This is a genomic window from Pseudomonas sp. XK-1 (genome assembly GCF_038069885.1).
Classification (GTDB): domain Bacteria; phylum Pseudomonadota; class Gammaproteobacteria; order Pseudomonadales; family Pseudomonadaceae; genus Aquipseudomonas.
The window spans coordinates 337992-362068 of the sequence record NZ_JBBPES010000004.1; the positions used below are offsets into that span (position 1 = coordinate 337992).

Below are 24077 nucleotides of genomic sequence, written 5' to 3' on the forward strand. Positions count from 1 at the left end.
GTAGTTTAGCCGAGCTTGCTACAAACAATCAGCCAACAGCCGCGCAAGTTTCTGCGCTCGGGGGTCCATCAAGACGAACGGTCCCAGGTTGTTGGTGACAAAACCGAAAGCCACATCTCGTTCCGGGTCGGCAAAGCCAATGGAACCGCCGGCACCGGGATGGCCAAAGGCGCGCGGGCCCATGCCGTAGGTGGCGTTGGCGACCGCGGGCTGGTCGAGCATGCAGCCCAGGCCGAAACGGGTATGGGTCAGCAGGGTCTTGTCCTCGCCCACCGCGTGTTCACGGGTCAGCTCGGCCAGCAGCTCGCTCTCCAGCAACTGGCCATCGAGCAGGCCGCTGTAGAAGCCGGCCAGGCTGCGGGCATTGCCGTGGCCGTTCGCCGCTGGCTGCTGCATGCGCCGCCATTCGGGCTTGTTGGTACTGGTCATGATCGACGGCGGGTTGGTAAAGGCCCGCGTGCTCATGGCCGCTGGCTCACTCATCATGGTCTTGAGCAGGCGCTGGGCCGCCGCATCGCCGAAGTTGCCCTTGCCGCGGGAGATGATCGCCACCCGCTCGAAGTCTTCATCGGCCAGACCAACATGGAAATCCAGCCCGAGGGGCTTTGCTGTGCGCGCGACGATGGACTCGCCCGGCCCGCGCCCTTCGACCCGGCGTAGCACTTCGCCCACCAGCCAGCCATAGGTGATCGGTGCGTAACCGTGGCCTTCGCCCAGGGCCCACCAGGGGGTTTCCGCGGCCAGTGCGCTGGTCATCGCCTGCCAGTCGTATAGCGCTTCGGCCGGCAGCATCTGGCGCAGGGCCGGCAACCCGGCCTGATGGCTGAGCAGATGGCGCAGGGTGATTTTTTCCTTGCCTGCCGCGGCGAACTCCGGCCAGTAGCGGGCCACCGGAGCATCCAGCTCCAGCTTGCCCTCGCCCACCAGTTGCAGCACGGTCACGGAGGTAAAGGTCTTGGTGCAGGAAAACAGGTTGAGAATGGTATCGCTGTGCCAGGCCTGCTGGCCGTCCTTGTCCGCGGTGCCGGCCCAGATATCCAGCACGGTTTCGCCGCCGATTTGCACGCACAGCGCCATGCCGCGCTCCTGCGGATCGTCGAACAGCGCCGCGAATGCCTCCTTGACCGCCTCGAACCTGAGATCGAAATACCCCTGAACCTGCATCAACCTGCGCTCCTCGAACCTTGAAATACCGCGACCTTGAACGAGTCTCGCGCAAGATGCCAGCGGCAAAGTGGGCCAATCATGCAACGTTCTGAAACCTCAAGGAATAGCGATGCGCCGGCGCAACTCTCTATGCTGAAAAACAACCAGCCGTAGCCAAGGCTCAATTGCCGGGCACGCCGATAGGCGACTGCGCACAAACGGCGAGCCAAAAACGCTAGAGGAGACTGCCGTGCTTTGCCTGTTGGCCATCATTGCGCTGGCGGCCCTGCTGGCACCCAGGCTGACACACCGACTGCCGCATCGAGCCGGCTGAGTGCTAATGCTCGCGCCACTGGCGGCCTTTGCCTGGCTGGCAAGATTCCCCTGGTGGCCGGCGGCGAGGTGCTGCTGGGTGTGCTGGTGCTGCTGGCCAACGCCCCACTGGCCGCCCATGTACTGTCGCGGGCGGCCTACCGGACGGGGGCAAACCGCAGTAAGGCCGCCTGGGCGATGCCCTGCAGCAGGAGCAGGACAAGGATTGAGCAGCGCCTCAGGCCTGCACCGGCTAGTCGATAGTCTCGACGGTGGCAACCTCATCGACTTCGTCCGGGTCGCGCAACGCCTGTTGCTCGGCGGCATTCTGCAAGCCAATGGCGGCGGCAAACGAGGCCGCCGTCGTGGCGACCACGCTCATGGCCTTGGCCAGGCCGCTGGTTTCCTTGGACTGGGCGGCGGCGGAAGTGCTGCTGCCGCGGTTGTCCGCACGACTGGCCAGGCCTTTGCCGTTGGCCCCAGCCTGGCCCGCCTGGCCCTTGCCCTGACCCAGACCATTGCCCTTACCGCCACCGACACCTGCGCCACCACCATCGCCACGGCCGCCACCGGCACCGCCACCCGCGCCACCGCCGCCGGGACCGGCGTAGGCAGAACCGACAAAGGGATTGTGCTCGGGTGCTGCCATCGAGGACAGCAGCATGGCGCAAGCGGTAAAGGCCAGCACCCGGGTGATTTTCTTAGCCATGATCACGTTCTCCAAGGAATACCCGGAATACCTGGCAGCTTAGCAGCCGGTATAAGCCCTGCCCCAAACCGGCACGCCGCGATTGCTTGTCCGCTACGCGGGCCGGTGGGGCAGCGGTTGGAAAACAAAAAGCCAGGGGCGGTTCCCCATCACCGACGGCCGGCACCGCACAGACCATGACGCGACAGAACGCTAGCTGATCTCGCGGCGAAACGGCGGCAGTGCATTGAGGATGGCCTTGCCGTAGCGCTGGGTGACCACACGCCGATCGAGCAGGGTAATGGTGCCGCGGTCTTCCTCGGTGCGCAGCAGGCGCCCGCAGGCCTGAACCAGGCGCAAGGAGGCATCCGGTACGGCGATTTCCATAAAGGGGTTGCCGCCGCGCGCCTCGATCCACTCGGCCAGCGCCGCTTCCACCGGGTCGTCCGGCACGGCGAAGGGGATCTTGGCGATCACCACGTGCTCGCAATAGGCACCAGGCAGATCGACCCCTTCGGCGAAGCTGGCCAGGCCGAACAGCACGCTCTCCTCGCCGCTGTCGACCCGCGCCTTGTGCTTGTTGAGGGTTTCCTGTTTGGACAGGTTGCCCTGGATAAACACCCGCTTGCGCCAGTCGCGCTCCAGCCCCTCGAATACGTCCTGCATCTGCTTGCGCGAGGAGAACAGCACCAGAGTGCCGCGCGAGCCGGCCACCAGGGTCGGTAGATCGCGGATGATCGCCGCAGTGTGCGCCACCGCATCGCGCGGATCGGCATTCAGGTTGGGCACCCGCAGCACACCGGCATCGGCATGGTGAAACGGGCTTGGCACCACGGCAGTCACCGCCACCTTGGGCAGGCCGGCGCGCATCCGGTAGCGCTCGAAGGTACCCAGCGCGGTCAGGGTCGCCGAGGTCACCAGCGCACCATAGGCAACATTCCACAGGTTGCGGCGCAAGGTTTCGGCGGCGAGGATCGGGCTGGCATTGACCTCGATATCGAACAGCGCGCCGCTGTCGGCCAGGGTCAGCCAGCGCGCCATCGGCGGGCTGTCTTCCGGGTCTTCGGCGGTAAAGGCCAGCCACAGCTCCCAGCTGCCCTGGGCGCGCGCCAGCAGGCTGCCGAACAGCGGGTACCACTCCTCGGCCTGGTGGCTGGCGATGCCGACAGTGGCTTCGCCATCCATGGCCTCCTTGAGCTGCTCGGTCACCCCGGTGAACAGGTCGGTGAGTTTGGAGAAACCCTTCTTCAGCTCCACACCCAGCTCGATCAGATGCGCCGGCACCAGGCCGCCGACAAAGCGATGGCGCGGCCGTTCGCGGCCCTGCATGTCTTCGCCGGGCTTGAATTCGGCCACCTGCTCGCAGGCGGCGAACATAAACTGCTGCTGGGTCTTGATCTCCCGCGCCAGCTCCGGCACCTGCTCGATCAGCCGTCCCAGGTCGCCGGGCAGCGGATGCTGGGCCAGCAGCTTGGTCAGGTTCTTGGCGGTCTGCTCCAGCCAGTCGGCGGTCGAACGCAGGCGGGTGAAGTGGGCGAAGTGGCCGATGGCCTTGTCCGGCAGGTGATGGCCTTCGTCGAACACGTAGAGGGTGTCGCGCGGGTCCGGCAATACCGCGCCGCCGCCCAGGGCCAGATCAGCCAGGACCATATCGTGGTTGGTGACGATCACGTCGACCTTGCCCATGCCCTCGCGGGCCTTGTAGAAGGCGCACTGCTGGAAGTTCGGGCAATGGCGGCTGGTGCACTGGCTGTGATCGGTGGTCAGTTGCGACCAGCGGCTGTCTTCCAGCTCTTCCGGCCAGCTGTCACGGTCGCCATCCCATTTATTGCCGGCGAGCTTTTCGATCATCGCGGTAAACAGTTTCTGACTCTGCTCGTCCACATCGATCTTGAACCCTTCCTCCTCGAACAGCTGGGCGGTGGCGCTCTGCGCCTGGCCTTCCTGCAGCAGGATATCCAGCTTGGACAGGCACAGATAACGACCACGGCCCTTGGCCAGGGCGAAGCTGAAATTCAGCCCGCTGTTGCGCATCAGGTCCGGCAGGTCCTTGTGCACGATCTGCTCCTGCAGGGCCACGGTGGCCGTAGCAATCACCAGACGCTTGCCGGCGGCCTTGGCCGTGGGAATCGCCGCCAGGCTGTAGGCCACGGTCTTGCCGGTACCGGTACCCGCCTCCACCGCCACCACAGCCGGCTCGCCCAGACGCCGACCTTCGTCGCCGGTCTTGATCGTCCCAAGTACCTTGGCGATTTCGGCAATCATCAGGCGCTGGCCATAGCGCGGCTTGAGCGATTTGGCCTCGAGAAAGCGGGAATAGGCCCCCTGGATCTGGGCCTTGAGTTCGGTGCTGAGCATAGAAGTGGCAAGCCTGTCGGACGTGACGCTGTTCTACCGCGCAAAATCGCAGCCGCGCACCCGGGAGAGGTGCCGCCTGGGTTGCGCTGTTTTGTTGACCCGGGGCCTGTTCGTCTGGCAGCGGCAGTAGCGTCCCGCAACCGTGTGCGATCTGGCGGCGAACGGAAAATTCCGCGCGCCGGCCGGACAGGAAAAGGCTGGATAAATTTTCAGTGTTTGCAATGGGCCGCTATCATAGCGCGCAAAATGCTTCGGCGCAGAACCGCTTACCGGATAGGAACAAACCATGACCCCTTACGCCTTTACCTACGCACTACACCTGCTGGCCGCAATGATCTGGGTGGGCGGCATGTTCTTCGCCTGGATGATCTTGCGCCCGGCGGCCGTCAGTGCCCTGCAGGGCCCCGAGCGCCTGAAACTGTGGCTCGAAGTCTTCCCGCGTTTTTTCTACTGGGTCTGGGCGGCGGTCATCGTGCTGCCGGTCAGCGGCGTGGGCATGCTGCACCTGGGCTTTGCCGGGTTCGACAATGCCCCGCGCTATGTGCAGGTGATGATGGGCCTGTATATCGTCATGCTGGCGCTCTTCCTGCGGGTGCAGATATTGCAGCTTCCGGCATTGCGCAACGCCGTCGGCGCAGCAGACTGGCCCAGCGGTGCCACCGTGCTCGCGGGCATTCGCCGTCTGGTCGGAATCAACCTGATACTGGGCCTGCTGGTGGTCGCCATTGCCGCCGTACGTCCAGCCTTCTAACGGGTCGGCAGGGTGCGCGCCGCGCCCCTGCCGATAGCAATCCTAGAAGCGCAGTAGATCGACATTGCCTGACGGGCCGGCCGCACCGGCGTTGCCGACCTGGCCAGGCCGACCATCGCCAGCACCTTGGGTGCTATAGAGCAAGCAGCCCTTGCTCAAGCCACCGCGACCACCCTGCCCTGCCTGACCGGCTAGACCACCGGCACCGCCATCGAGGCGCACCTGCAGCACCTGCGCCGGGAAATCGACCGGCAGCTCAAGGCGCACCTGGGCACCTGCCGCACCCTCCTGACCGTCGCCTCCGTTCTGACCATCATGACCACGGCTGGCCTGTCCCCAGGTACAGCCACCCGCCTGGCCATCGGCGCCATCCAGCCCGGCATAGCCCGGCGCACCGTTACCGCCACGGGCATCCAGCAGCAGGCTCTCGGCCACCACGGCCTGCAGCCGGATACTCAATGTACGTCCCGGCAGAGCGGGTTGTTGCGGCGTACCGCGCGCGCCCCGGGCACTGATCTGCGCACCACTGGCAATCTCGCCGGACGCCACCTCAAGGCGAAAGGCCTGCTCAGCCGGGGCAATGGCAATCCGCGCGTCGCGACCAAGGTGCAGTTCGGCGATGCGCATCTCGGTCAGATTGGCCGGGATCAGCAGGGTGCCATGTTCGGCAATCCGCAGGCGCTCGATGTGCAGCGTGCTGGCGGTAGTCGGCAAGCGCATCACCCCATGGGGTGCCACTTCGATCACGGCCTGGGCCAGGGCAAGGGGGCTGAACAATGCGGCCAGCAGCATCAGGTTACGCATTGCCTGCCTCCAGCGGCAGGTTGTCCTGCTCCCGCGCCACAGGCTGAGCTGCAGACAGGCCGTGCAAATGAAAAATACCGAACAACAGAATTTGCACCCGTTCCTGACCGGGGCTCTGGCAGGTGGCGAGGCGCTTATTGAAGGCCCAGAGTTCAAGACCGTGGATCAGCAGCAACAGCGCCCCGGCCAGCTGCAACAGCAGGGCAAAAGGTTGTGCGAAGGGTTGCAACAGATTGGCCAGCACCACGCCCCAGAAGATGGCGGCCAGCACCTTGCCCATAACCAAGAGTTTCTTCATACATGCCCCGGCAGTTTTTGTTTGGCAGCACCTTAACCGCTTTGGCCACAGGCGACCAGCAGGCCAGGACAAACTGTCGGCGCGACCGCTTCGGGTGGCCTTTTGAATGGCAACGCTGCGTGGGCAATGATTAAAAACTGCGTGCGGGGTGATGCAGTCCACGAGCCCCGGACGGGCAAGTGCAAGATGGATGCGCCCGTTGGTCAGAAGACCAAGCGCCCCGGGCAACTGGGGCGGAAAAACGCTGGCAACATTTTTCCACCACGCCCCATGCCCTGGGTACTAATTTGGCATCAGGGTCTGGCCTCGACCTCGGCCTCCACCCGACGGTTGATCGCGCGCCCGGCATCGGTGTCGTTATCCGCGACGGGCCGCGCCTCACCATAACCCACCGAGGAAACCCGACCTGCCTCGATGCCGTACTGGTTGACCAGTACATCACGCACGGCATTGGCGCGCCGCTCGGACAGTCCCTGGTTATAGGCATCACTGCCTACCGAGTCGGTGTGGCCTTCGACGGTCGTGGTGGTTTGCGGGTACTGCGTCATAAAGTCGGCCAGGCTCTTGATATCGGCCTGACTGCCTTCCTTGACCACGGATTTGTCGAAATCGAATTTCACGTCCAGTTCCACGCGCACCGCTTCATCCATGACCACCGGTTCTGGCTCCATCGCCGGCGGGCTGCTGGCATACTCCTTGAGCGGGCAGCCATTGTGGTGCACCGGAGTATTGGCGGGGGTACCCGGGCAGCGGTCGCGCCGGTCGAACACGCCATCGTCGTCCTCGTCGCCATCCTGGGCATAGCAGATCAGCGTACCGACAACCGCGCCGGCCACCGCACCACCCGCCGCCCAGGCGGAACTTTCAATCGCGCCCAGACCTCCACCGGCCAGGCCACCAATCACGCTACACAGGGGCCAGTTCCCTTGGTTGAGTGGCGCATCTCCCGTACTGGAAGTTGTGACACACCCCGAAAGAACACTGCTGACCAAGAGAATGGGGGCTACCCCGGTTATGAATCTGGCTCTCATGGTTGAAATCTCCTGTTATACCGGCCATTACCGGTACCTTTGGAGTAAAGACCCAGCCTTCAAAGCACACAAGCCAGACCTTGAAGGGTCTGGCTTGTTTTTTACTGACAGCAGTTGTGCAAGCGGCTTATGGGCGCGCTTCCACCTCGGCTTCTACACGACGGTTAACGGCACGGCCACTGTCGGTAGCATTGTCTGCAACCGGACGCGACTCGCCATAACCCACAGCGTTGACCCGATCAGCGCCTACGCCGTACTGGTTGACCAGTACATCACGCACCGCATTGGCACGCCGCTCGGACAGGCCCTGGTTGTACGCATCGCTACCAACGGAGTCGGTATGCCCTTCAACCACGGTAGTGGTTTGCGGGTACTGGCCCATGAAGTCGGCAAGGTTCTTGATGTCGCCGTAGCTTTCCGGCTTGACCTGAGCCTTGTCGAAATCGAACTTGACGTCCAACTCGACACGCACAGCCTCGGCAGGTTCGGCCATTGGCACCGGTTCTTCGACCACTTCTTCGACCATCACCACCTGCTCTTCACCGGCACCATGTACCCAGCAGTAGGCTGCAGCCATACCCGCACCGACCACGGCACCGCCAGCGGCCCAGGTCGAACTTTCAATTGCGCCCAACGCCGCACCACCCACACCACCTACAGCTGCACAGGTCGGCCAGTCTGTTTTCTGCAACCCGGCACAACCCGTCAAAAAGCTGCTCGCGATGATCAGGGGTACTGCCTTCCTCATAATGCTCATATATACCTCTCCTATTGGTAAGTCGGCCTGAAACCGATACATAAGCAGTAAAGACGCCAGTTTGCGAATACGCCAGAGAATAAACATCTGCGGTACATTCGCCTGCGATTTGTCAAATTCGCCCTTCCCGGGGCAAGCCAGACCCTCACGACACTAGTGGCTGCGTTAAGTTCGACAGGCCGCTAGGCCATAGTGCCTCGGCACGTTAGTCTTTCTCAACCTGTACTGAGGATACTTTATGCCTGCAAGCATGCACTGCCGCACACCCCAGCAAGCGCTGGCGGCATTATTGGCACGTTATACCCCCCAACGCCTGTTGCTGGTGGGTGCCAGCCAGTTGCCCGCACTGGAGGCATTCAAAGCTGCCCACCCCGATTGTCATATTGAACATGCCGATGCCGGCCCCCTGTCGACGGAACTGGCAGCGCAGCGCTTCGACCTGGCCCTGTTTGTCGATTGCCTCGAGCACCTGCCCAAACGTACGGCTCTGGAACTGCTCGCCGGCATTCGCAACCTGAATGCCAGCCGCCTGGCGGTGCTGGTCGACCTGCAGGCCTGCGGCTGGCGGGAAACCGACTTCTTCGCCCTCGCCCTGCAAGCCAGCGAACGCTTCCAGCGTGGCGATCAGGTGCTCGAGCTGTTTACCTACGACCTGCTCGATTACAAACAGGTGCCCGACTGGCTTAACGCAAAGTTCTGGGCCAACCCGGAAAACTTCGGCAAATACTGGTGGTGAGCTGATGCCCACAGCGACATGCCCGTGCGGCAGCGACAACCCCCTGCAGCAATGCTGCGCGCCCTATCATCACGGGCAGCCAGCCCCCACTGCAGAAGCCCTGATGCGCTCTCGCTACAGCGCCTATGCACTGGGACTGATCGACTATCTGCAGGCCACCACACTTCCCGCCCAGCAGGCCGGGCTGGATCTGCCGGCCATCAGCGCCTGGAGCAGGGAAAGCAGCTGGCTGGGCCTGACCGTGGAAAGTGCCGAAGTAATCCCCGGACAGCCGGAACATGCCCGGGTCACCTTTACCGCGCGCTGGCGCGATGCCGGCGGCGAGCACAGCCATCGCGAATGCTCGGCATTCGTCCGCAGCGCTGACGCCTGGTACTTCATCGACCCCACCGTCGAGCTAAGGGTCGGGCGCAATGACCCCTGCCCCTGCGCCAGCGGGCAGAAATTCAAGAAATGCTGTTCGGCTTTTTTCTAACAGGCAGAACTTAAGGCTGCAGTTTTAAATGCGAGATATCCGGCGGCGGGCCGGCCGGGGCCTTCTTCGCCTCGCCCATATCACTGCCGACCGGAGCCAGGCTGAACTGCGACAGATCGAGGGCGGGAGCCACAGGCGACGGTTTGTCGTCCTGCACATCGGCTCCCAGGGGCGCGATGCCGAAATCCGGTGCATCCACCTCGGCAAAGGCCGCCATATATTCGTCCCGCGGGGCCACCTGCAGACGCCCGACCACAGGCTCCCCAGACGCACCCACCCCTGCCACGGGGTCGGCAGGTGGCGGGGCCAGCTCGATTTCCTCGATTGCCTGATCCAGGTCGACCACCTCGACCAGGGCTCCGGCGCGCTCCAGGGTGCTGCGGTATTTCTCCGCCCCCGCCGCATCGAGGTTGCTCTTGATCACGATCCGCCGCCCCGAGAACAGCAGGGCCAAACGCTGCTCATCGGCCTGAAACAGCTTGGCCAGATTGGCCTTCACCAATTCCAGTTGAGCGCCCGGCACCAATTGCCCACTGAAAGCGATCTCGTAACAAGCCATGGTCATACTCCTGTCCTAATTACTGCTCAGTATGGCGCAGGTTTTTTTACCCTCACAACAGGTTGCAGCCGAGCACTTGCTTGTTACACTGATGCGTCATTCGGAGTACGCAATGTTTTATCAGGCGCAAACGATAAGAATTCTCAGCCTATTGATTGTTTTCGGCCTCTTTTCCGGCCTTAGCGGATGTTCCTCCTGGATGTCAGGCGACTTCAAGGACCCGGATGTTCGCTTGATCAAGGTCGACGTGGTCAAAGCCAAACTGCTGGAGCAGCATTTCACTCTGCGCTTTCGCATCGACAATCCCAATAGCGTCAGCCTGCCCGTGCGCGGGCTCGACTACGTGGTCCACCTCAACGGGGTGAAACTGGCCGAAGGGGAGTCCAGCAGCTGGTTCACCGTACCGGCCCATGGTCACCACAGCTTCGATGTACCGGTACGCACCAACCTCTGGCGGCACTTGCGCCAGATCGTCAAAGCCCTGGAAAAACCCGACCAGCCGATCCCCTACCGCCTGCAGGGCAAGGTGAAAACCGGCCTGATGTTCGGACGGAGCGTGCACATGTCGCGCAATGGCGAGATAATTCCCGGCGAATATATCTCGGAGTAGTTCCCATGAATCAACACGACCATGTCCATGGCTCTGACTGCAATCACGACCATGATCACGCCCACGATCATGATCACGGCCATGTGCACGGCCCCCACTGCAACCACGGCCATCAAGAACCGGTGCGCAACAGCCTCAAGGATGTCGGCCGCAATGACCCCTGCCCTTGCGGCAGCCAGAAGAAATTCAAAAAATGCCACGGCGCATAAGCTCGCAATGAGTAACCTCAATCTGTTCCTGCTGGGTCTCGGTGGTCTGCTGCTGACAGCATTGGCAGCCTATGCCCTGCTGCTATGGCGGCGCGTCTGGGCCCGGGAGAAAGCCCAGGCCGCAGCAGCCAATGCGCAACGCGAACGGATCGGCGGAGATCTGCAGATCCTCGCCGGCAGCCTGCTGGAAGGTCAGCTGCCGCTGATCGAAGGCGCGATCCGGATCAAGGTGTTGCTCGACAATTACGACACCTCGCTCACTCAGGATGCCCGCTGCCAGGTTTTCCATCTGCTGTTCGAGGCCACCGCACAGGTGCCAACCCACGCCGAATGGAAGGCCCTGGACAAGCACCTGCGCCGCCAGCACGAGAAGCATTTCAACGAGCTAGAGCTGCAGCACAAGGCGGCGGCTCGTGCTGCGGCGCGCTGGCTGCTCGACGAAGGCCTGCAGGCACCGCGTAAAAGCGCCTGAAGTAGCCACCATGCGCCTTGCCAGGCGCATGGCCGCTGACTAATTTAACAACCCCGCACCTGCACCCTGTTTGCACAGCAGCGAAGGCGCGTGCCCCATCGATGTCTGCCCGTACCGCAAGGAGCCCGCTGCATGCTATCGCGCCTGTTTCGCCCCATGGCCCACCTGAGCCTGGCTGCCGCCCTGACCGCTGTGGTGACGCTAAGCGGTTGCCAGTCGTTTTTGCAAAGCCGCTACAGCGCCAGCGTGCACCCGGACCAGGGCACCGCACGCGTCCAGGGGCTGGCGCAAAGCGTGGTCATCCGCCGCAACGCGCTGGGCATGCCGCTGATCGAAACCAACACCTTCCATGACGCGTTGTTCGCCCTTGGCTATGTGCACGCCAGCGATCGCCTGAGCCAGATGGTGGGTCTGCGTCTGATGGCCGAGGGCCGCCTGGCTGAAATGGCCGGCCCCGGCGTGCTGGAAATCGACCGATTCATGCGTGCGGTCAATCTGAAGAAAAGCGCCGAGGTGCTCTACCGCAATGCTTCCCCACGCCTGCAGCGCTTCTTCGAGGTCTATGCCCGCGGGGTCAATGCCTACCTGTTCCGCTACCGCGACAAGCTGCCGATGGACCTGGCCGAGTCCGGGTATCGCCCGCCCTACTGGAAGGCGGAAGACTCGGTGCTGGTGTTCTGCCTGCTGAACTTCGGCCTGTCGGTCAACCTGCAGGAAGAAATCGCCGCCCTGGTGCTGGCGCAGAAAGTTGGCAGCGACCAGCTGGCCTGGCTGCTGCCGACCTACCCCGATGAGCCACTCCCTGTAGAGGAAGCGGCCAAGCTCAAGGGCCTGAACCTCAACGGTCAGCTTGTAGGGTTAGGAGCCGTCAGCAATGCCGTCAGCCAATTCGCCGACGCCCATATGCTCGGCGTCGCCGCGTCCAACAACTGGGCGATTGCGCCGCAAAACAGTCGCAGTGGCAAAAGCCTGCTGGCCAACGACACCCACCTGCCGCTGTCGATGCCTTCGGCATGGAATTTCGTGCAGATCCGCTCGCCCAAGTACCAGGCGGCCGGCGTGTCGATTGCCGGGGTACCGGCAGTAGTGGCCGGCTTCAACGGCAAACTCGGCTGGGGCATGACCATGGTCATGGGCGACAACCAGGACCTGTTTCTGGAAAAGATCAAACGGGAAAACGGCCGGCTGATGTACCTGGCCGACGGCAAGTGGCTACCCGCCCAGCAGCGCCAGGAAACCTTCTTTATCAAGGGCCAGCGGCCAATCCGCGAAACCCTCTACGAAACCCGCCATGGCCCGCTGTTGAACTCCGCGCTGGGCGAACGCAAGCACATGCTGCAGCCCATGCAGCTGAGCAGCGGCTATGGCCTGGCGCTGCAAACCACCCAGTTCGAAGCGGATAAGACCCTCGATGCCTTCTTCGACCTGTCCCGCGCCCAGTCGGTCGAACAGGCCTTCGAGGCCACCCGCGAAGTAAGGGCCATGCCGCTCAATGTCGTCTTCGCCGACGCCCGGCACATCGGCTGGCAAGTTACCGGCCGCTTCCCCAATCGCCGCGCCGGCCTGGGCCTGATGCCGTCCCCAGGCTGGGACAGCCAGTATGAATGGGACGGTTTCGCCGACCCCATGCTCCACCCCTACGACCAGGACCCGCCAGAAGGCTGGCTGGGCACCGCCAACCAGCGCACGGTACCGCGCGGCTACGGTATGCAGCTGTCCAATTCCTGGTACTACCCCGAACGCGCCGAACGCATCGCCGAGCTCGCCGGTACAGGCAAGCATGACAGCCAGAGCATGATCGCCATGCAGTACGACCAGACCTCGCTGTTTGCCGGCAAACTGCAGAGCATGTTCGGCGCACCGGGCATGGCCGAGGGTCTGAAAACAGCCATCGACGCCCTGCCGCCAGCAGAGCGCAGCAAGGCCCGCGAGGCGCACAGCCGACTGATGAAATTCGACGGCAAGCTGGCCGCCACCTCGGCAGATGCCGCGCTGTTCAGCGCCTTCCTCTACCAGAGCGCGCGGGAGACCTTCCTCGACGAACTGGGCCCGGACACCAGCCCGGCCTGGCAGGCCCTGGTGGAAACCGCCAACAGCTCCTACTCGGCCCAGGCCGACCACCTGCTGGGCCGTGAAGACAGCCCCTTCTGGAACGATATCCGCACCCCACAGCAGGAAGACAAACCCGCCATCCTGGCCCGCAGCCTGGCCGACGCAGTGAGCTTTACGGAAAGCAAGCTGGGCACAGAGCGCAGCGCCTGGCAGTGGGGCAAGCTGCACAGCTACAACTGGACCACCGAAACCAGCCACCTCGCCCGCTATATGAGCGCCAGCCAGCGCGCCAGCATCAATGCCCTCAAGGGCTATCTGGATCGCGGCCCCTACCCGGCAGGCGGCGACCACAGCACGCTCAACGTGTCGGCCTACAACTGGGGGCAGAACTTCGACACCTGGCTGATACCCGCCATGCGCATCGTCGTCGACTTCGGCCGCGAGGAACCGCTGATCGGCCTGAACAGCTCCGGGCAATCCGGCAATCCGGCCAGCAAGCACTACGCCGACGGCATCGACGCCTGGCTCAAGGGACAGTACATGACCTTCCCCTTCCAGCCGCACAACCTCGATAAAGCCTATGGCAGCAGACGCCTGGTGCTGGTACCCGGGCAATAACGACCGTTCGTCGGGAGTTACTGAACCCTTTCGGCCAGCACCACTCAGAGTGAGTGGACTTACTCCATAGATCATCGTTTTAGGGCGCTTATAGAGCGCCCTTTCTTTTGTCCGCTCAGCGGGCAGTTGCTGGCCAATCATTGAACTTTCGCCGCAGAGTCCACTCAGAAACTCTGCATCGATTGATTCTCCGGGCGCTTTAAGCGCCTATTTTTTTGCCCGGAATTTGCCCGCAGCCAGCCTGCGGGCGTAAAAAAGCCGGGCACTGCCCGGCTCTTCAGGTCCTGCAAACACCCCGTCAGGCGCGGGGCAGGGTCACGCCCAACTGACCCTGATACTTGCCGCCGCGATCCTTGTAGGACACCTCACAGGCTTCGTCGGACTGCAGGAACAGCATCTGCGCCACGCCCTCGTTGGCATAGATCTTCGCCGGCAGGGTGGTGGTGTTGGAGAACTCCAGGGTCACGTGGCCTTCCCACTCCGGCTCCAGCGGCGTCACATTGACGATAATGCCGCAGCGCGCGTAGGTGCTCTTGCCCAGGCAGATGGTCAACACATCGCGGGGGATGCGAAAGAATTCCACGGTACGGGCCAGCGCAAAGGAGTTAGGCGGAATGATGCACACGTCGCTTTTCACATCGACGAAGCTCTTCTCGTCGAAGTTCTTCGGGTCGACCGTGGCCGAATTGATATTGGTGAACACCTTGAATTCGTCAGCGCAGCGCACATCGTAGCCGTAGCTGGAAACACCGTAGGAGATCAGCGGCTGCGCACCCTCGGCACGCACCTGGCGCTCGACGAAGGGTTCGATCATGCCGTGCTCTTGGGCCATGCGGCGAATCCACTTATCCGATTTAATGCTCATGGCGGGCGTCCTGAATGGGCTGATGATGAAAAAGTGAGCGCATCTTACCGGGGCCGGCCACCGGGTTCAAAGCCTCTTGCACCACTGCGGACGACCAGCAGGCCATCCACCTGGCCCGACCAAATAACAGAAAGATGCACAGAGCATTCGCGCTTAGCGTTAAAAGCGAGTATGGTGATTCCACTGTGCTGCATGTGTCACCGCGAATCGCTACTTGATGCCTAGATTTCGATCCAAACATCGTCCGACTCCTAGTACTCGTTGCACTCAGTCCCGGCCTGGGCTTTTCCAGGGCTGTTATTTAAATTGTTAGGAGACATAACATGTCGAATCGTCAGAATGGCACCGTCAAGTGGTTTAACGATGAAAAAGGCTACGGCTTCATCACTCCGCAATCCGGTGACGACCTCTTCGTACACTTCAAAGCTATCCAGAGCGATGGCTTCAAGAGCCTGAAAGAAGGCCAGCAAGTGACTTTCGTGGCCACCCGTGGTCAGAAAGGCATGCAGGCTGAGGAAGTTCAGGTTGTATAACCTGCACTAACCTGCTTGATAAAAAGCCCCGCCTAGTGCGGGGCTTTTTTGTGGGTGTATGTTTTGTAATTAGGCTTTTACAGCAACGGCGCGCAGAGCCTGCGCGCCGCAACCTCTCAGTCCTCGCTGATTTCGATGCTCGGCATAGCCTGCTGCCCGGTGCCTTGGGCGATACGCGCACCGACGTTGCGCGCGGCTTCCTGGTAGATCATCGCAATCTGGCTTTCCGGATCGGCCACAGTGGTCGGCTTGCCGCCGTCTGACTGCATGCGAATGGCCATCGACAGCGGCAGCGAGGCCAGCAGATCGACGCCGAACTGCGCCGCCAGCTTCTCGCCGCCGCCTTCGCCGAACAGGTGCTCGGCATGCCCGCACTTCGAGCAGATATGCACCGCCATGTTTTCCACCACGCCAAGCACCGGGATATTCACCTTGCGGAACATCTCTACGCCCTTCTTGGCATCCAGCAGGGCCAGATCCTGGGGAGTGGTGACGATCACCGCACCGGCCACCGGCACCTTCTGCGCCAGGGTCAGCTGGATATCGCCGGTGCCCGGCGGCATATCGACCACCAGGTAATCCAGATCATCCCAGGCGGTCTGGGTGATCAACTGAATCAATGCTCCGGATACCATAGGCCCGCGCCAGACCACCGGAGTGTTCTCGTCGGTAAGAAAGGCCATGGACATCACTTCCACGCCATGGGCCTTGAGCGGCACAAACCACTTCTGATCGCGAATCTCGGGCCGCGTGCCTTCAGGGATGCCGAACATGATGCCCTGGCTCGGCCCATAGATATCCGCATCGAGAATGCCGACCTTGGCACCTTCGCGAGCCAGCGCCAGGGCCAGATTGGCCGCCGTGGTGGACTTGCCCACCCCGCCCTTGCCGGAGGCCACGGCAATCACGTTCTTCACATTGGCCAGGGCCGGTATCTGCTCCTGGGCCTTATGCGCCTCGATCACGCAGTCGACCTGGACCCGGGCACGCTCGACGCCGTCGAGGTTCTCCAGGGCCATCTGCAGCATCTGCGCCCAGCCACTCTTGAACAGCCCCGCGGCGTAGCCCAGTTGCAAACGCACCTTGACCTGACCGCCCTGGATATCCACCTCGCGCAGGCAGCCGGCACTGACCGGGTCCTGATTCAGATGCGGATCGGTGTATTGAGACAAGGCGGCTTCGACCGCTGCGCGGGTGACGACACTCATGGAAGGCTCCGAAAGGCTGAGTAAAGCAGGCGGACATCATAACGTAGGGTGGAAAACCGCCGCAGGCCTTTTCCGCCGCCGACGCCGCCCAAGACGACAACCGCCATGCAGTTTTCCACCCCACAGGCCTGCGGCTTGTGGCTTGCAGCTTACAGCTGCTTTATAGTTACCGGCTTCCCTGAGTTACCAGTGCAGCCGATCCCCATGAGCGAAGCCCGCAAGATTCTCGTTACCAGCGCCCTGCCCTATGCCAACGGTTCGATCCACCTTGGCCATATGCTCGAGTACATCCAGACCGACATGTGGGTGCGCTTCCAGAAGCTGCGCGGCAACCAGGCCATCTACGTCTGCGCCGACGATGCCCATGGCTCGGCAATCATGCTGCGCGCCGAGAAGGAAGGCATCACCCCGGAACAGTTGATCGCCAATGTGCAGGCCGAACACACCGCCGACTTCGCCGACTTCGGGGTGAACTTCGACAACTATCATTCGACCCACTCGGATGAAAACCGCGAGCTGTCGGCGGCCATCTACCTGAAGCTGCGCGACGCCGGGCATATCGCTACCCGCTCGGTGACCCAGTACTTCGACCCGGAAAAGGGCATGTTCCTCGCCGACCGCTTTATCAAGGGCACCTGTCCCAAGTGCGCGGCCGAAGACCAGTACGGCGACAACTGCGAAAAGTGCGGAGCGACCTACGAGCCAACCGAGCTGAAGAACCCACGCTCGGCCATCTCCGGCGCGGTGCCGGAGCTGCGCGACTCCAAACACTTCTTCTTCAAGCTGCCAGACTTCGAGGCCATGCTGAAAAGCTGGACCCGCGGCGGCGCATTGCAGGATGCGGTGGCCAACAAGATCGCCGAATGGCTGGATTCCGGCCTGCAGGAATGGGATATCAGCCGTGATGCGCCCTACTTCGGCTTCGAGATCCCCGACGAGCCCGGCAAATACTTCTACGTCTGGCTGGACGCGCCGATCGGCTATATGGCCAGCTTCAAGAACCTCTGTGCGCGCACGCCCGAGCTGGACTTCGATGCGTTCTGGGGCAAGGATTCGACCGCCGAGCTGTACCACTTTATCGGCAAGGACATCGTCAACTTCCACGCCCTGTTCTGGCCGGCCATGCTCGAAGGCGCGGGTTTCCGCAAGCCGACCGCGGTCGCCGTACACGGCTACCTGACGGTCAACGGGCAGAAGATGTCCAAGTCGCGCGGCACCTTTATCAAGGCACGCACCTACCTGGATCACCTCAACCCCGAGTACCTGCGCTACTACTACGCGGCCAAGCTGAGCCGCGGCGTCGACGATCTGGACCTGAACCTGGAAGACTTCGTGCAGAAGGTCAACTCCGACCTGGTCGGCAAGGTGGTCAATATCGCCAGCCGTTGCGCCGGGTTTATCCACAAGGGCAACAACGGTCTGCTGGTCGCCGGCAACGCCGCGCCCGAACTGACCGAGGCCTTCCAGGCCGCCGCGCCGAGCATCGCCGAAGCCTATGAAGCCCGCGACTTTGCCCGCGCCATGCGCGAGATCATGGCCCTGGCCGACCGCGCCAACGCCTGGATCGCCGACAAAGCCCCCTGGTCCCTGGCCAAACAGGACGGCAAGCAGGACGAAGTGCAGGCCATCTGCGCCCTGGGCGTGAACCTGTTCCGCCAGCTGGTGATTTTCCTCAAGCCGGTACTGCCCAAGCTGGCCAGCGATGCCGAGGCCTTCCTCAATGTCGCGCCGCTGAGCTGGGACGACCACCAGACGCTGCTGGCCGACCACCAGCTAAATCCGTTCAGCGCCCTGCTGACCCGTATCGAGCCTGCGAAAATCGACGCCATGATCGAAGCCTCCAAAGAAGACCTGGCCGCCAGCGAAGCCGCACCTGCCGCAGCGGGCAATGGCGAGCTGACTAAAGACCCGCTGGCCGCCGAGATCGCCTTCGACGCCTTTGCCGCGGTGGATCTGCGTATCGCCCTGATCGAGAAGTGCGAATTCGTCGAAGGGGCCGACAAGCTGCTGCGCCTGACCCTGGATATCGGCGATGCCAAGCGCAACGTGTTCAGCGGCATCAAGAGCGCCTACCCGGACCCGAGCAAGCTGGAAGGCCGCCTGACCCTGTACGTGGCCAACCTGGCAGCGCGCAAGATGAAGTTCGGCGTCAGCGAAGGCATGGTGCTGGCGGCCGGCCCCGGCGGTGAAGAAATCTACCTGCTTAGCCCCGACAGCGGTGCCAAGCCGGGTCAACGGGTCAAATAAGCCCGGGCAGCCTGTAGCTTCTTGGGCTGCCAGCCTTATGCCGACACCTCAAGGTGGCTGATCCAGCTTGTCTGGCTGGGTCGGCTTACCGATAATAGCGGCCCTTGAACACAGTAAGTCGCGCAGCGACAGCATCCTTCTGGCCTTCTACCCCTGGGAGAAGGTGGCGCGTAGCGCCGGATGAGGGAAATGGCCTTTTGCCCGTCCATCAATGGAACCTGCAATGACCGAACTCGCCTTGATCATGGTCAGCGCCATCCTGGTCAATAACTTCGTGCTGGTGCAGTTCCTCGGCCTGTGCCCCTTCATGGGCGTGTCGAAGAAGATCGAGACGGCCATCGGCCTGTCCCTGGCCACCACCTTCGTGCTGACCCTGGCCGCCATGTGCAGCTACCTGGTGCAGCAGTACGTGCTTAAACCGCTGGATATCGAATACCTGCGCACCATCAGCTTTATTCTGGTGATTGCCGTGGTGGTGCAGTTCACCGAAATGGTGGTGAACAAGACCAGCCCGCTGCTGTACCGCGTGCTGGGTATATTCCTGCCGCTGATCACCACCAACTGCATCGTTCTGGGCGTGGCCCTGCTCAACGCCAACAAGGCCGAGTTCACCTTTATCACCGCCACCGCCAACGGCTTCGCCGCCGGCCTGGGCTTTTCCCTGGTGCTGGTGCTGTTCGCCGCCATGCGTGAGCGCATTGCCATTGCCGACGTGCCCAAATCCTTTCAGGGCGCGGCCATCGGCATGATTACTGCCGGGCTGATGTCCCTGGCCTTTATGGGCTTTACCGGGCTGATCAAGCTATGAGTCTGGTGCTGATCGCCGTTCTGGCCCTGCTCGGCCTGTGCCTGGTGGCCGGGGCCATCCTCGGTTTCGCCGCGGTGCGATTCAAGGTCGAAGGCAACCCGATTGCCGAACAGATCAATGCCCTGCTGCCGCAAACCCAGTGCGGCCAGTGCGGCTATCCGGGCTGCAAGCCCTACGCCGAGGCGATTGCCGGCGGCGACAAGATCAACAAATGCCCACCCGGCGGCGAAGCAACCATCGCCGCCCTGGCCGACCTGCTCGACGTTGAAGCCGAGCCGCTGGACGCCGTGGAAGGCGAGAAACCGCAGATGGTGGCCTATATCCGCGAAGCCGAGTGCATTGGCTGCACCAAGTGCATCCAGGCCTGCCCGGTGGACGCTATCGTCGGCGCGGCCAAGCAGATGCACACGGTGATCGTCAGCGAGTGCACCGGCTGCGACCTGTGCGTCGAACCCTGCCCGGTGGACTGCATCGACATGCTTGAGGTCGGCAGCACGCTACAGAGCTGGAAATGGGAAAAACCCCTGGCCCCCGGCCAACTGATCGCCTCGGACCGGGAGCAGGCAGCATGAGCGCGCAGCAACGCATCTGGGATATTCCCGGTGGCATCCACCCGGCCGAGCGCAAGGAGCTGTCCAACCGCACGCCGATTCAACCCGCACCGCTGCCCAAGCGCCTGGTCCTGCCGCTTAATCAGCATATAGGCGCGGCGGCTGAGCCGGTGGTGGCCGTGGGCGAGCGCGTGCTGAAAGGCCAGCTGATCGCCGCCGCCAATGGTTTTGTCAGCGTGCCGGTGCATGCGCCGACCTCCGGCACCGTGAGCTTTATTGGTCCACAGCCCTACCCGCACGTATCCGGCATGCTCGCCCCGGCTATCGTCATCGACAGCGACGGCCTGGAGCAGTGGATCGAACTGACGCCCTGGGCGGACTATCGCCATCTGGAAAACAGCGCTCTGATCGAGCTGATTCGCCAGGCCGGGATCAGCGGCCTGGGCGGTGCGGGCTTTCCCACGGCGGTCAAGCTCAACGCGCGGCCGACCCAGAAGATTCACACGCTGATCATCAACGGCACCGAGTGCGAACCCTATATCAGCGCCGATGACCTGCTGATGCGCGAACGCGCGAGCGAACTGATCTCGGGCATCGATATCCTCGCCCAGCTGATCCAGCCCGATGAGGTGCTGATTGGCGTCGAAGACAACAAGCCCGAAGCCATTGCCGCGCTGCGCAGCGCGCTGAGCGAGCGCAGTTATCAGCTCAAGGTGTTCCCCACGAAATACCCTTCGGGCGGTGAGAAGCAGCTGATCCAGATTCTCACCGGCGTGGAAGTGCCCAGCGGCGGCCTGCCCGCGGATATCGGCATCCTCTGCCAGAACGTCGGCACCTGCGTGGCCATTCATGACGCGGTGATCAACGGCAAGCCACTGATCTCGCGCATCACCACCCTCACCGGCGAAGCCCTGGCGCGGCCGATGAACGTCGAGGTGCTACTCGGCACCCCGGTGGGCGAACTGCTGGAGTTTGCCGGCCTCGACCGCGGCAAGCTGAATCGCCTGATCATGGGCGGGCCGATGATGGGTTTTACCCTGCCGGATTTCGCCGTACCGCTGATCAAGACCACCAACTGCCTGCTGGCCTCGACCGCGGCCGAGTTGCCGGCCCCGCCGCCGGCCATGCCCTGCATCCGCTGCGGCGAATGTGCCGAGGCCTGTCCTGCCAGCCTGTTGCCGCAGCAGCTGCACTTCTTCGCCATCGGCCAGGAGCATGAGCAGCTCAGGGCGCATAACCTGTTCGACTGCATCGAGTGCGGCGCCTGCGCCTACGTCTGCCCATCAAGCATCCCCTTGGTGCAGTACTACCGCGCGGCCAAGGGCGAAATTCGCGACCTGGAGCAGAAGCAGCTCAAGGCCGAGCAGTCGAAACAGCGCTTCGAGCTGCGCCAGGAACGCCTGCGCCGCGCCGAAGAGCAGAAGGAAGCCGAACGTCAGGCCCGCGCCGCCAAAGCGGCCCAGGCCAAGGCCGCCCAGGCCCACGCCGCAACTGCTGCGGCCAGCAACGACGTACCTGCAGCCAAACCGGCCGGCCTGAGTGACGAACAGAAGAAACTCAAGATCGAAGCCAGCATGGCCCAGGTCGCCCTGAAAAAGGCCGAGAAACAGCTGGCCGCCCATGCCAGCCCCGAACTGCAGGCCCAGGTCGACGAACTGCGCAGCGCCGCAGCCGCCGCCCAGCAGGCGCTCGACACGGCCATGGCCGCCAACCCGCCAACTCCGGCCGCGCCAGCAACTGCCACCGATGATGGCGCACTGAAAAAAGCCAAGATCGATGCCGCCATGCTCCGCGCCCAGCTGCGCAAGCTGGAAAGACTCGAAGCGCCCAGCCCCGAGCAGCAGGCCGAACTAACGCAAGTGCGCAGCCAGCTGGACGCGGCAGAGAAGCTACTGGCTGGTCTCGAAGCCCAGGCACCAGCCCCGGCAGTCAAACCGGTTGCCGACGATGGCGCGCTGAAAAAAGCCAAGGTCGATGCCGCCATGCTCCGCGCCCAGCTGCGCAAGCTGGAAAGACTCGAAGCGCCCAGCCCCGAACAGCAAGCCGAACTGCCACAATTGCGCAGCCAGCTGGAAGCGGCGGAAAAACTCCTGGCCGGCCTCGAAACCCAGGCACCGGCCCCCGCAGCCAAAACTGCTGCCGACGATGGCGCACTGAAAAAAGCCAAGATCGATGCCGCCATGCTCCGCGCCCAGCTGCGCAAGCTGGAAAGACTCGAAGCGCCCAGCCCCGAACAGCAAGCCGAACTGCCACAATTGCGCAGCCAGCTGGAAGCGGCGGAAAAACTCCTGGCCGGCCTCGAAACCCAGGCACCGGCCCCCGCAGCCAAAACTGCTGCCGACGATGGCGCACTGAAAAAAGCCAAGATCGATGCCGCCATGCTCCGCGCCCAAATGCGCAAGCTGGAAAGACTCGAAGCGCCCAGTCCCGAGCAGGAAGCCGAACTGCCACAAGTGCGCAGCCAGCTGGAGGCGGCAGAGAAGCTACTGGCTGGTCTCGAAGCCCAGGCACCGGCAGTCGCAGAAAAAACGACTGATGCACAAGCCGTCGATCCGCTGAAAAAGGCCAAGATCGAACTGGCGATGAAGCGCGCCGAACTGAAAAAGGCCGAGAAGGCCGGCAGCGACGATGCCACGCTCGAACCACTGCGCAGCGCATTGGCGGCGGCTGAACAGGCGCTGCATCAGGCCGAGGATGCCTCCGGCAAGCCCGCGCCAGAGCTGGTGCGCACCGACAAGAAGCCCATCGACGAAACCACCCGCGCCCTGAAAACCGAGGTGGCCTTCGCCCGCGCCGACCTGCGCAAACTGGAGCGCGACGACAGCAGCGCAACCGATGCCCTGGCCGCCGCGCGCCAGCGGCTGACAGACGCCGAAAGCAAGCTACAGGAACACGCGGACAGCTGATAACAGCCCCGCGCAACCAACCCAAGCATCAACCGGAGCACCAATGGCCCTGCCCCGCATCACCTCGCCCCACGCCAAGGGCAGCAACCGCACCCAGCAGGTCATGCTGCAGGTGCTGCTGGCCACGGTGCCGGGCATCCTGGCCCTGACCTGGCTGTTCGGTGCCGGCACCCTGATCAACCTGCTGTGGGCCAGTATCTGCGCCCTGGGCTTCGAGGCCGCCATTCTGGCCCTGCGCAAGCGCCCGCTACTGTTCTTCCTCAAGGACTACAGCGTGCTGGTCACCGCCGTGCTGCTGGCCCTGGCGCTGCCGCCCTACTCACCCTGGTGGCTGACCCTGGTGGCCACCGGCTTTGCCGTGATATTCGGCAAGCAGCTGTATGGCGGTCTCGGGCAGAACCCCTTCAACCCGGCGATGCTTGGCTATGTGGTGGTGCTGATTTCCTTCCCGGTGGAGATGACCAGCTGGCCAGCCCCCCATACTGTCGGCCTGCTGGACGGCCTGCAGCAGATCCTCGGCCTCGCCAGCCTGCCCGACGGCTGGGCCCAGGCCACCGCCCTGGACGCCCTGAAGATCAATAAGAGCCTGACCATGGACGAGCTGTGGGCGCAGAATCCGGCCTTCGGCTATCTCGGCGGTGCCGCCACCGAAGCGGTCAACCTGGCCTTCCTCGCTGGCGGTCTGTACCTGCTGCACAAGCGCCTGTTCAGCTGGCATGCGCCGGTGGGCATGCTCGCCGCCCTGGCCCTGATGAGCCTGCTGTTCTGGAACGGCTCAGGCTCAGACTCCCACGGCTCGCCGCTGTTTCATCTGCTCACCGGCGCGACCATGCTGGGGGCCTTCTTTATCGTCACCGACCCGGTCAGCGGCGCGACCAGCAACCTCGGCCGACTGCTCTTTGGCGTCGGCGTCGGCGTGCTGGTCTATGTGATCCGCGCCTGGGGCGGTTACCCGGACGGGGTGGCCTTCGCCGTGCTGCTGATGAACCTGGCGGCCCCAACCATCGACTACTACACGCGGCCACGCACCTATGGCCACCGCAAGCCGACTCGCGGCTTCAAGTTGGGAGAGTGACCGTGGCC

The 24077-nt window shown here is 63.1% G+C and carries 21 protein-coding genes and 2 pseudogenes; 13 read left to right on the forward strand and 10 right to left on the reverse strand.

Annotated elements, in window-relative coordinates; genetic code table 11:
• Positions 1–18 precede the first annotated feature (18 nt).
• The 3 genes from WMW70_RS12655 to dinG form a co-directional block, all read right to left on the reverse strand.
• Complete coding sequence (locus WMW70_RS12655; RefSeq protein ID WP_341437862.1) at positions 19–1164, reverse strand: serine hydrolase domain-containing protein; 1146 nt, start codon at positions 1162–1164, stop codon at positions 19–21.
• A 547-nt stretch (positions 1165–1711) separates the two neighbouring features.
• Complete coding sequence (locus tag WMW70_RS12660; protein WP_341437863.1) at positions 1712–2167, reverse strand: hypothetical protein; 456 nt, start codon at positions 2165–2167, stop codon at positions 1712–1714.
• 192 nt (positions 2168–2359) lie between these two features.
• Positions 2360–4504: an ATP-dependent DNA helicase DinG gene (gene dinG, locus WMW70_RS12665; RefSeq protein WP_341437864.1), complete on the reverse strand. Its 2145-nt coding sequence runs from the start codon at positions 4502–4504 to the stop codon at positions 2360–2362.
• Between the two features lie 286 nt (positions 4505–4790).
• On the opposite strand from dinG, the gene WMW70_RS12670 reads away from it, so the two are divergent.
• Positions 4791–5255 (forward strand): CopD family protein, encoded by a 465-nt coding sequence (locus WMW70_RS12670; protein ID WP_341437865.1) that lies wholly within the window; start codon positions 4791–4793, stop codon positions 5253–5255.
• 42 nt (positions 5256–5297) lie between these two features.
• Here WMW70_RS12670 and WMW70_RS12675 read toward each other — a convergent pair whose 3' ends face one another.
• From WMW70_RS12675 to WMW70_RS12690, 4 genes and pseudogenes are all read right to left on the reverse strand, one after another.
• Positions 5298–6059, reverse strand: coding sequence for a collagen-like protein (locus WMW70_RS12675; RefSeq protein ID WP_341437866.1), 762 nt, complete (start codon positions 6057–6059; stop codon positions 5298–5300).
• On the reverse strand, positions 6052–6357 hold the full coding sequence (locus tag WMW70_RS12680) for a DUF1145 domain-containing protein (protein WP_341437867.1): 306 nt from the start codon (positions 6355–6357) through the stop codon (positions 6052–6054). The genes WMW70_RS12675 and WMW70_RS12680 overlap by 8 nt, the downstream gene beginning before the upstream one ends.
• A 293-nt stretch (positions 6358–6650) precedes the next feature.
• Positions 6651–7145: pseudogene (locus WMW70_RS12685) on the reverse strand (OmpA family protein); the annotation flags it as partial.
• A gap of 370 nt (positions 7146–7515) precedes the next feature.
• Positions 7516–7869 (reverse strand): annotated as a pseudogene (locus WMW70_RS12690) (OmpA family protein); the annotation flags it as partial.
• Positions 7870–8383: 514 nt separating this feature from the next.
• On the opposite strand from WMW70_RS12690, the gene WMW70_RS12695 reads away from it, so the two are divergent.
• Together WMW70_RS12695 and WMW70_RS12700 are read left to right on the forward strand one after the other, a co-directional pair.
• Positions 8384–8881: a DUF6231 family protein gene (locus tag WMW70_RS12695; RefSeq protein WP_341437868.1), complete on the forward strand. Its 498-nt coding sequence runs from the start codon at positions 8384–8386 to the stop codon at positions 8879–8881.
• Positions 8882–8885: 4 nt separating this feature from the next.
• Positions 8886–9356: a YchJ family protein gene (locus WMW70_RS12700; RefSeq protein WP_341437869.1), complete on the forward strand. Its 471-nt coding sequence runs from the start codon at positions 8886–8888 to the stop codon at positions 9354–9356.
• Between the two features lie 10 nt (positions 9357–9366).
• Here WMW70_RS12700 and WMW70_RS12705 read toward each other — a convergent pair whose 3' ends face one another.
• Entirely contained in the window at positions 9367–9915 is a 549-nt protein-coding gene (locus WMW70_RS12705) for a hypothetical protein (protein ID WP_341437870.1), read from the reverse strand.
• A 112-nt stretch (positions 9916–10027) separates the two neighbouring features.
• Between WMW70_RS12705 and WMW70_RS12710 the strand changes: the two genes are divergently transcribed.
• The 4 genes from WMW70_RS12710 to WMW70_RS12725 all read left to right on the forward strand — a co-directional run bounded on the left by WMW70_RS12710 (position 10028) and on the right by WMW70_RS12725 (position 13876).
• The gene (locus WMW70_RS12710) at positions 10028–10525 is read left to right on the forward strand and encodes an LEA type 2 family protein (protein WP_341437871.1); all 498 of its coding nucleotides are present in this window, start codon (positions 10028–10030) and stop codon (positions 10523–10525) included.
• A gap of 5 nt (positions 10526–10530) precedes the next feature.
• Positions 10531–10734 carry an SEC-C metal-binding domain-containing protein gene (locus tag WMW70_RS12715; RefSeq protein WP_341437872.1) on the forward strand — a complete coding sequence of 68 codons (204 nt, stop codon included), beginning with the start codon at positions 10531–10533 and terminating at the stop codon, positions 10732–10734.
• A gap of 7 nt (positions 10735–10741) precedes the next feature.
• Entirely contained in the window at positions 10742–11206 is a 465-nt protein-coding gene (locus tag WMW70_RS12720) for a DUF2489 domain-containing protein (RefSeq protein ID WP_341437873.1), read from the forward strand.
• A 132-nt stretch (positions 11207–11338) separates the two neighbouring features.
• A complete protein-coding gene (locus WMW70_RS12725; RefSeq protein WP_341437874.1) occupies positions 11339–13876 on the forward strand; it encodes a penicillin acylase family protein in 2538 nt (845 codons plus the stop codon).
• Positions 13877–14174: 298 nt separating this feature from the next.
• On the opposite strand, the gene dcd is transcribed toward WMW70_RS12725, so the two are convergent.
• A complete protein-coding gene (gene dcd, locus WMW70_RS12730; protein WP_090384763.1) occupies positions 14175–14741 on the reverse strand; it encodes a dCTP deaminase in 567 nt (188 codons plus the stop codon).
• A 323-nt stretch (positions 14742–15064) separates the two neighbouring features.
• On the opposite strand from dcd, the gene WMW70_RS12735 reads away from it, so the two are divergent.
• Positions 15065–15274: a cold-shock protein gene (locus WMW70_RS12735; protein WP_090498617.1), complete on the forward strand. Its 210-nt coding sequence runs from the start codon at positions 15065–15067 to the stop codon at positions 15272–15274.
• 116 nt (positions 15275–15390) lie between these two features.
• On the opposite strand, the gene apbC is transcribed toward WMW70_RS12735, so the two are convergent.
• The gene (apbC, locus tag WMW70_RS12740; protein ID WP_341437876.1) at positions 15391–16482 is read right to left on the reverse strand and encodes an iron-sulfur cluster carrier protein ApbC; all 1092 of its coding nucleotides are present in this window, start codon (positions 16480–16482) and stop codon (positions 15391–15393) included.
• Between the two features lie 204 nt (positions 16483–16686).
• On the opposite strand from apbC, the gene metG reads away from it, so the two are divergent.
• The 5 genes from metG (at position 16687) to WMW70_RS12765 (ending at position 24069) form a co-directional block, all read left to right on the forward strand.
• Positions 16687–18729, forward strand: a complete 2043-nt coding sequence (gene metG / locus WMW70_RS12745) for a methionine--tRNA ligase (RefSeq protein ID WP_341437877.1) — start codon at positions 16687–16689, stop codon at positions 18727–18729.
• Positions 18730–18952: 223 nt separating this feature from the next.
• A complete protein-coding gene (gene rsxA / locus WMW70_RS12750; RefSeq protein ID WP_090252381.1) occupies positions 18953–19537 on the forward strand; it encodes an electron transport complex subunit RsxA in 585 nt (194 codons plus the stop codon).
• Positions 19534–20109 (forward strand): electron transport complex subunit RsxB, encoded by a 576-nt coding sequence (rsxB, locus tag WMW70_RS12755; RefSeq protein ID WP_341437878.1) that lies wholly within the window; start codon positions 19534–19536, stop codon positions 20107–20109. The genes rsxA and rsxB overlap by 4 nt, the downstream gene beginning before the upstream one ends.
• The gene (gene rsxC, locus WMW70_RS12760) at positions 20106–22994 is read left to right on the forward strand and encodes an electron transport complex subunit RsxC (protein WP_341437879.1); all 2889 of its coding nucleotides are present in this window, start codon (positions 20106–20108) and stop codon (positions 22992–22994) included. The genes rsxB and rsxC overlap by 4 nt, the downstream gene beginning before the upstream one ends.
• Positions 22995–23037: 43 nt before the next feature.
• Positions 23038–24069, forward strand: coding sequence for an RnfABCDGE type electron transport complex subunit D (locus tag WMW70_RS12765; RefSeq protein WP_341437880.1), 1032 nt, complete (start codon positions 23038–23040; stop codon positions 24067–24069).
• Positions 24070–24077 lie beyond the last annotated feature (8 nt).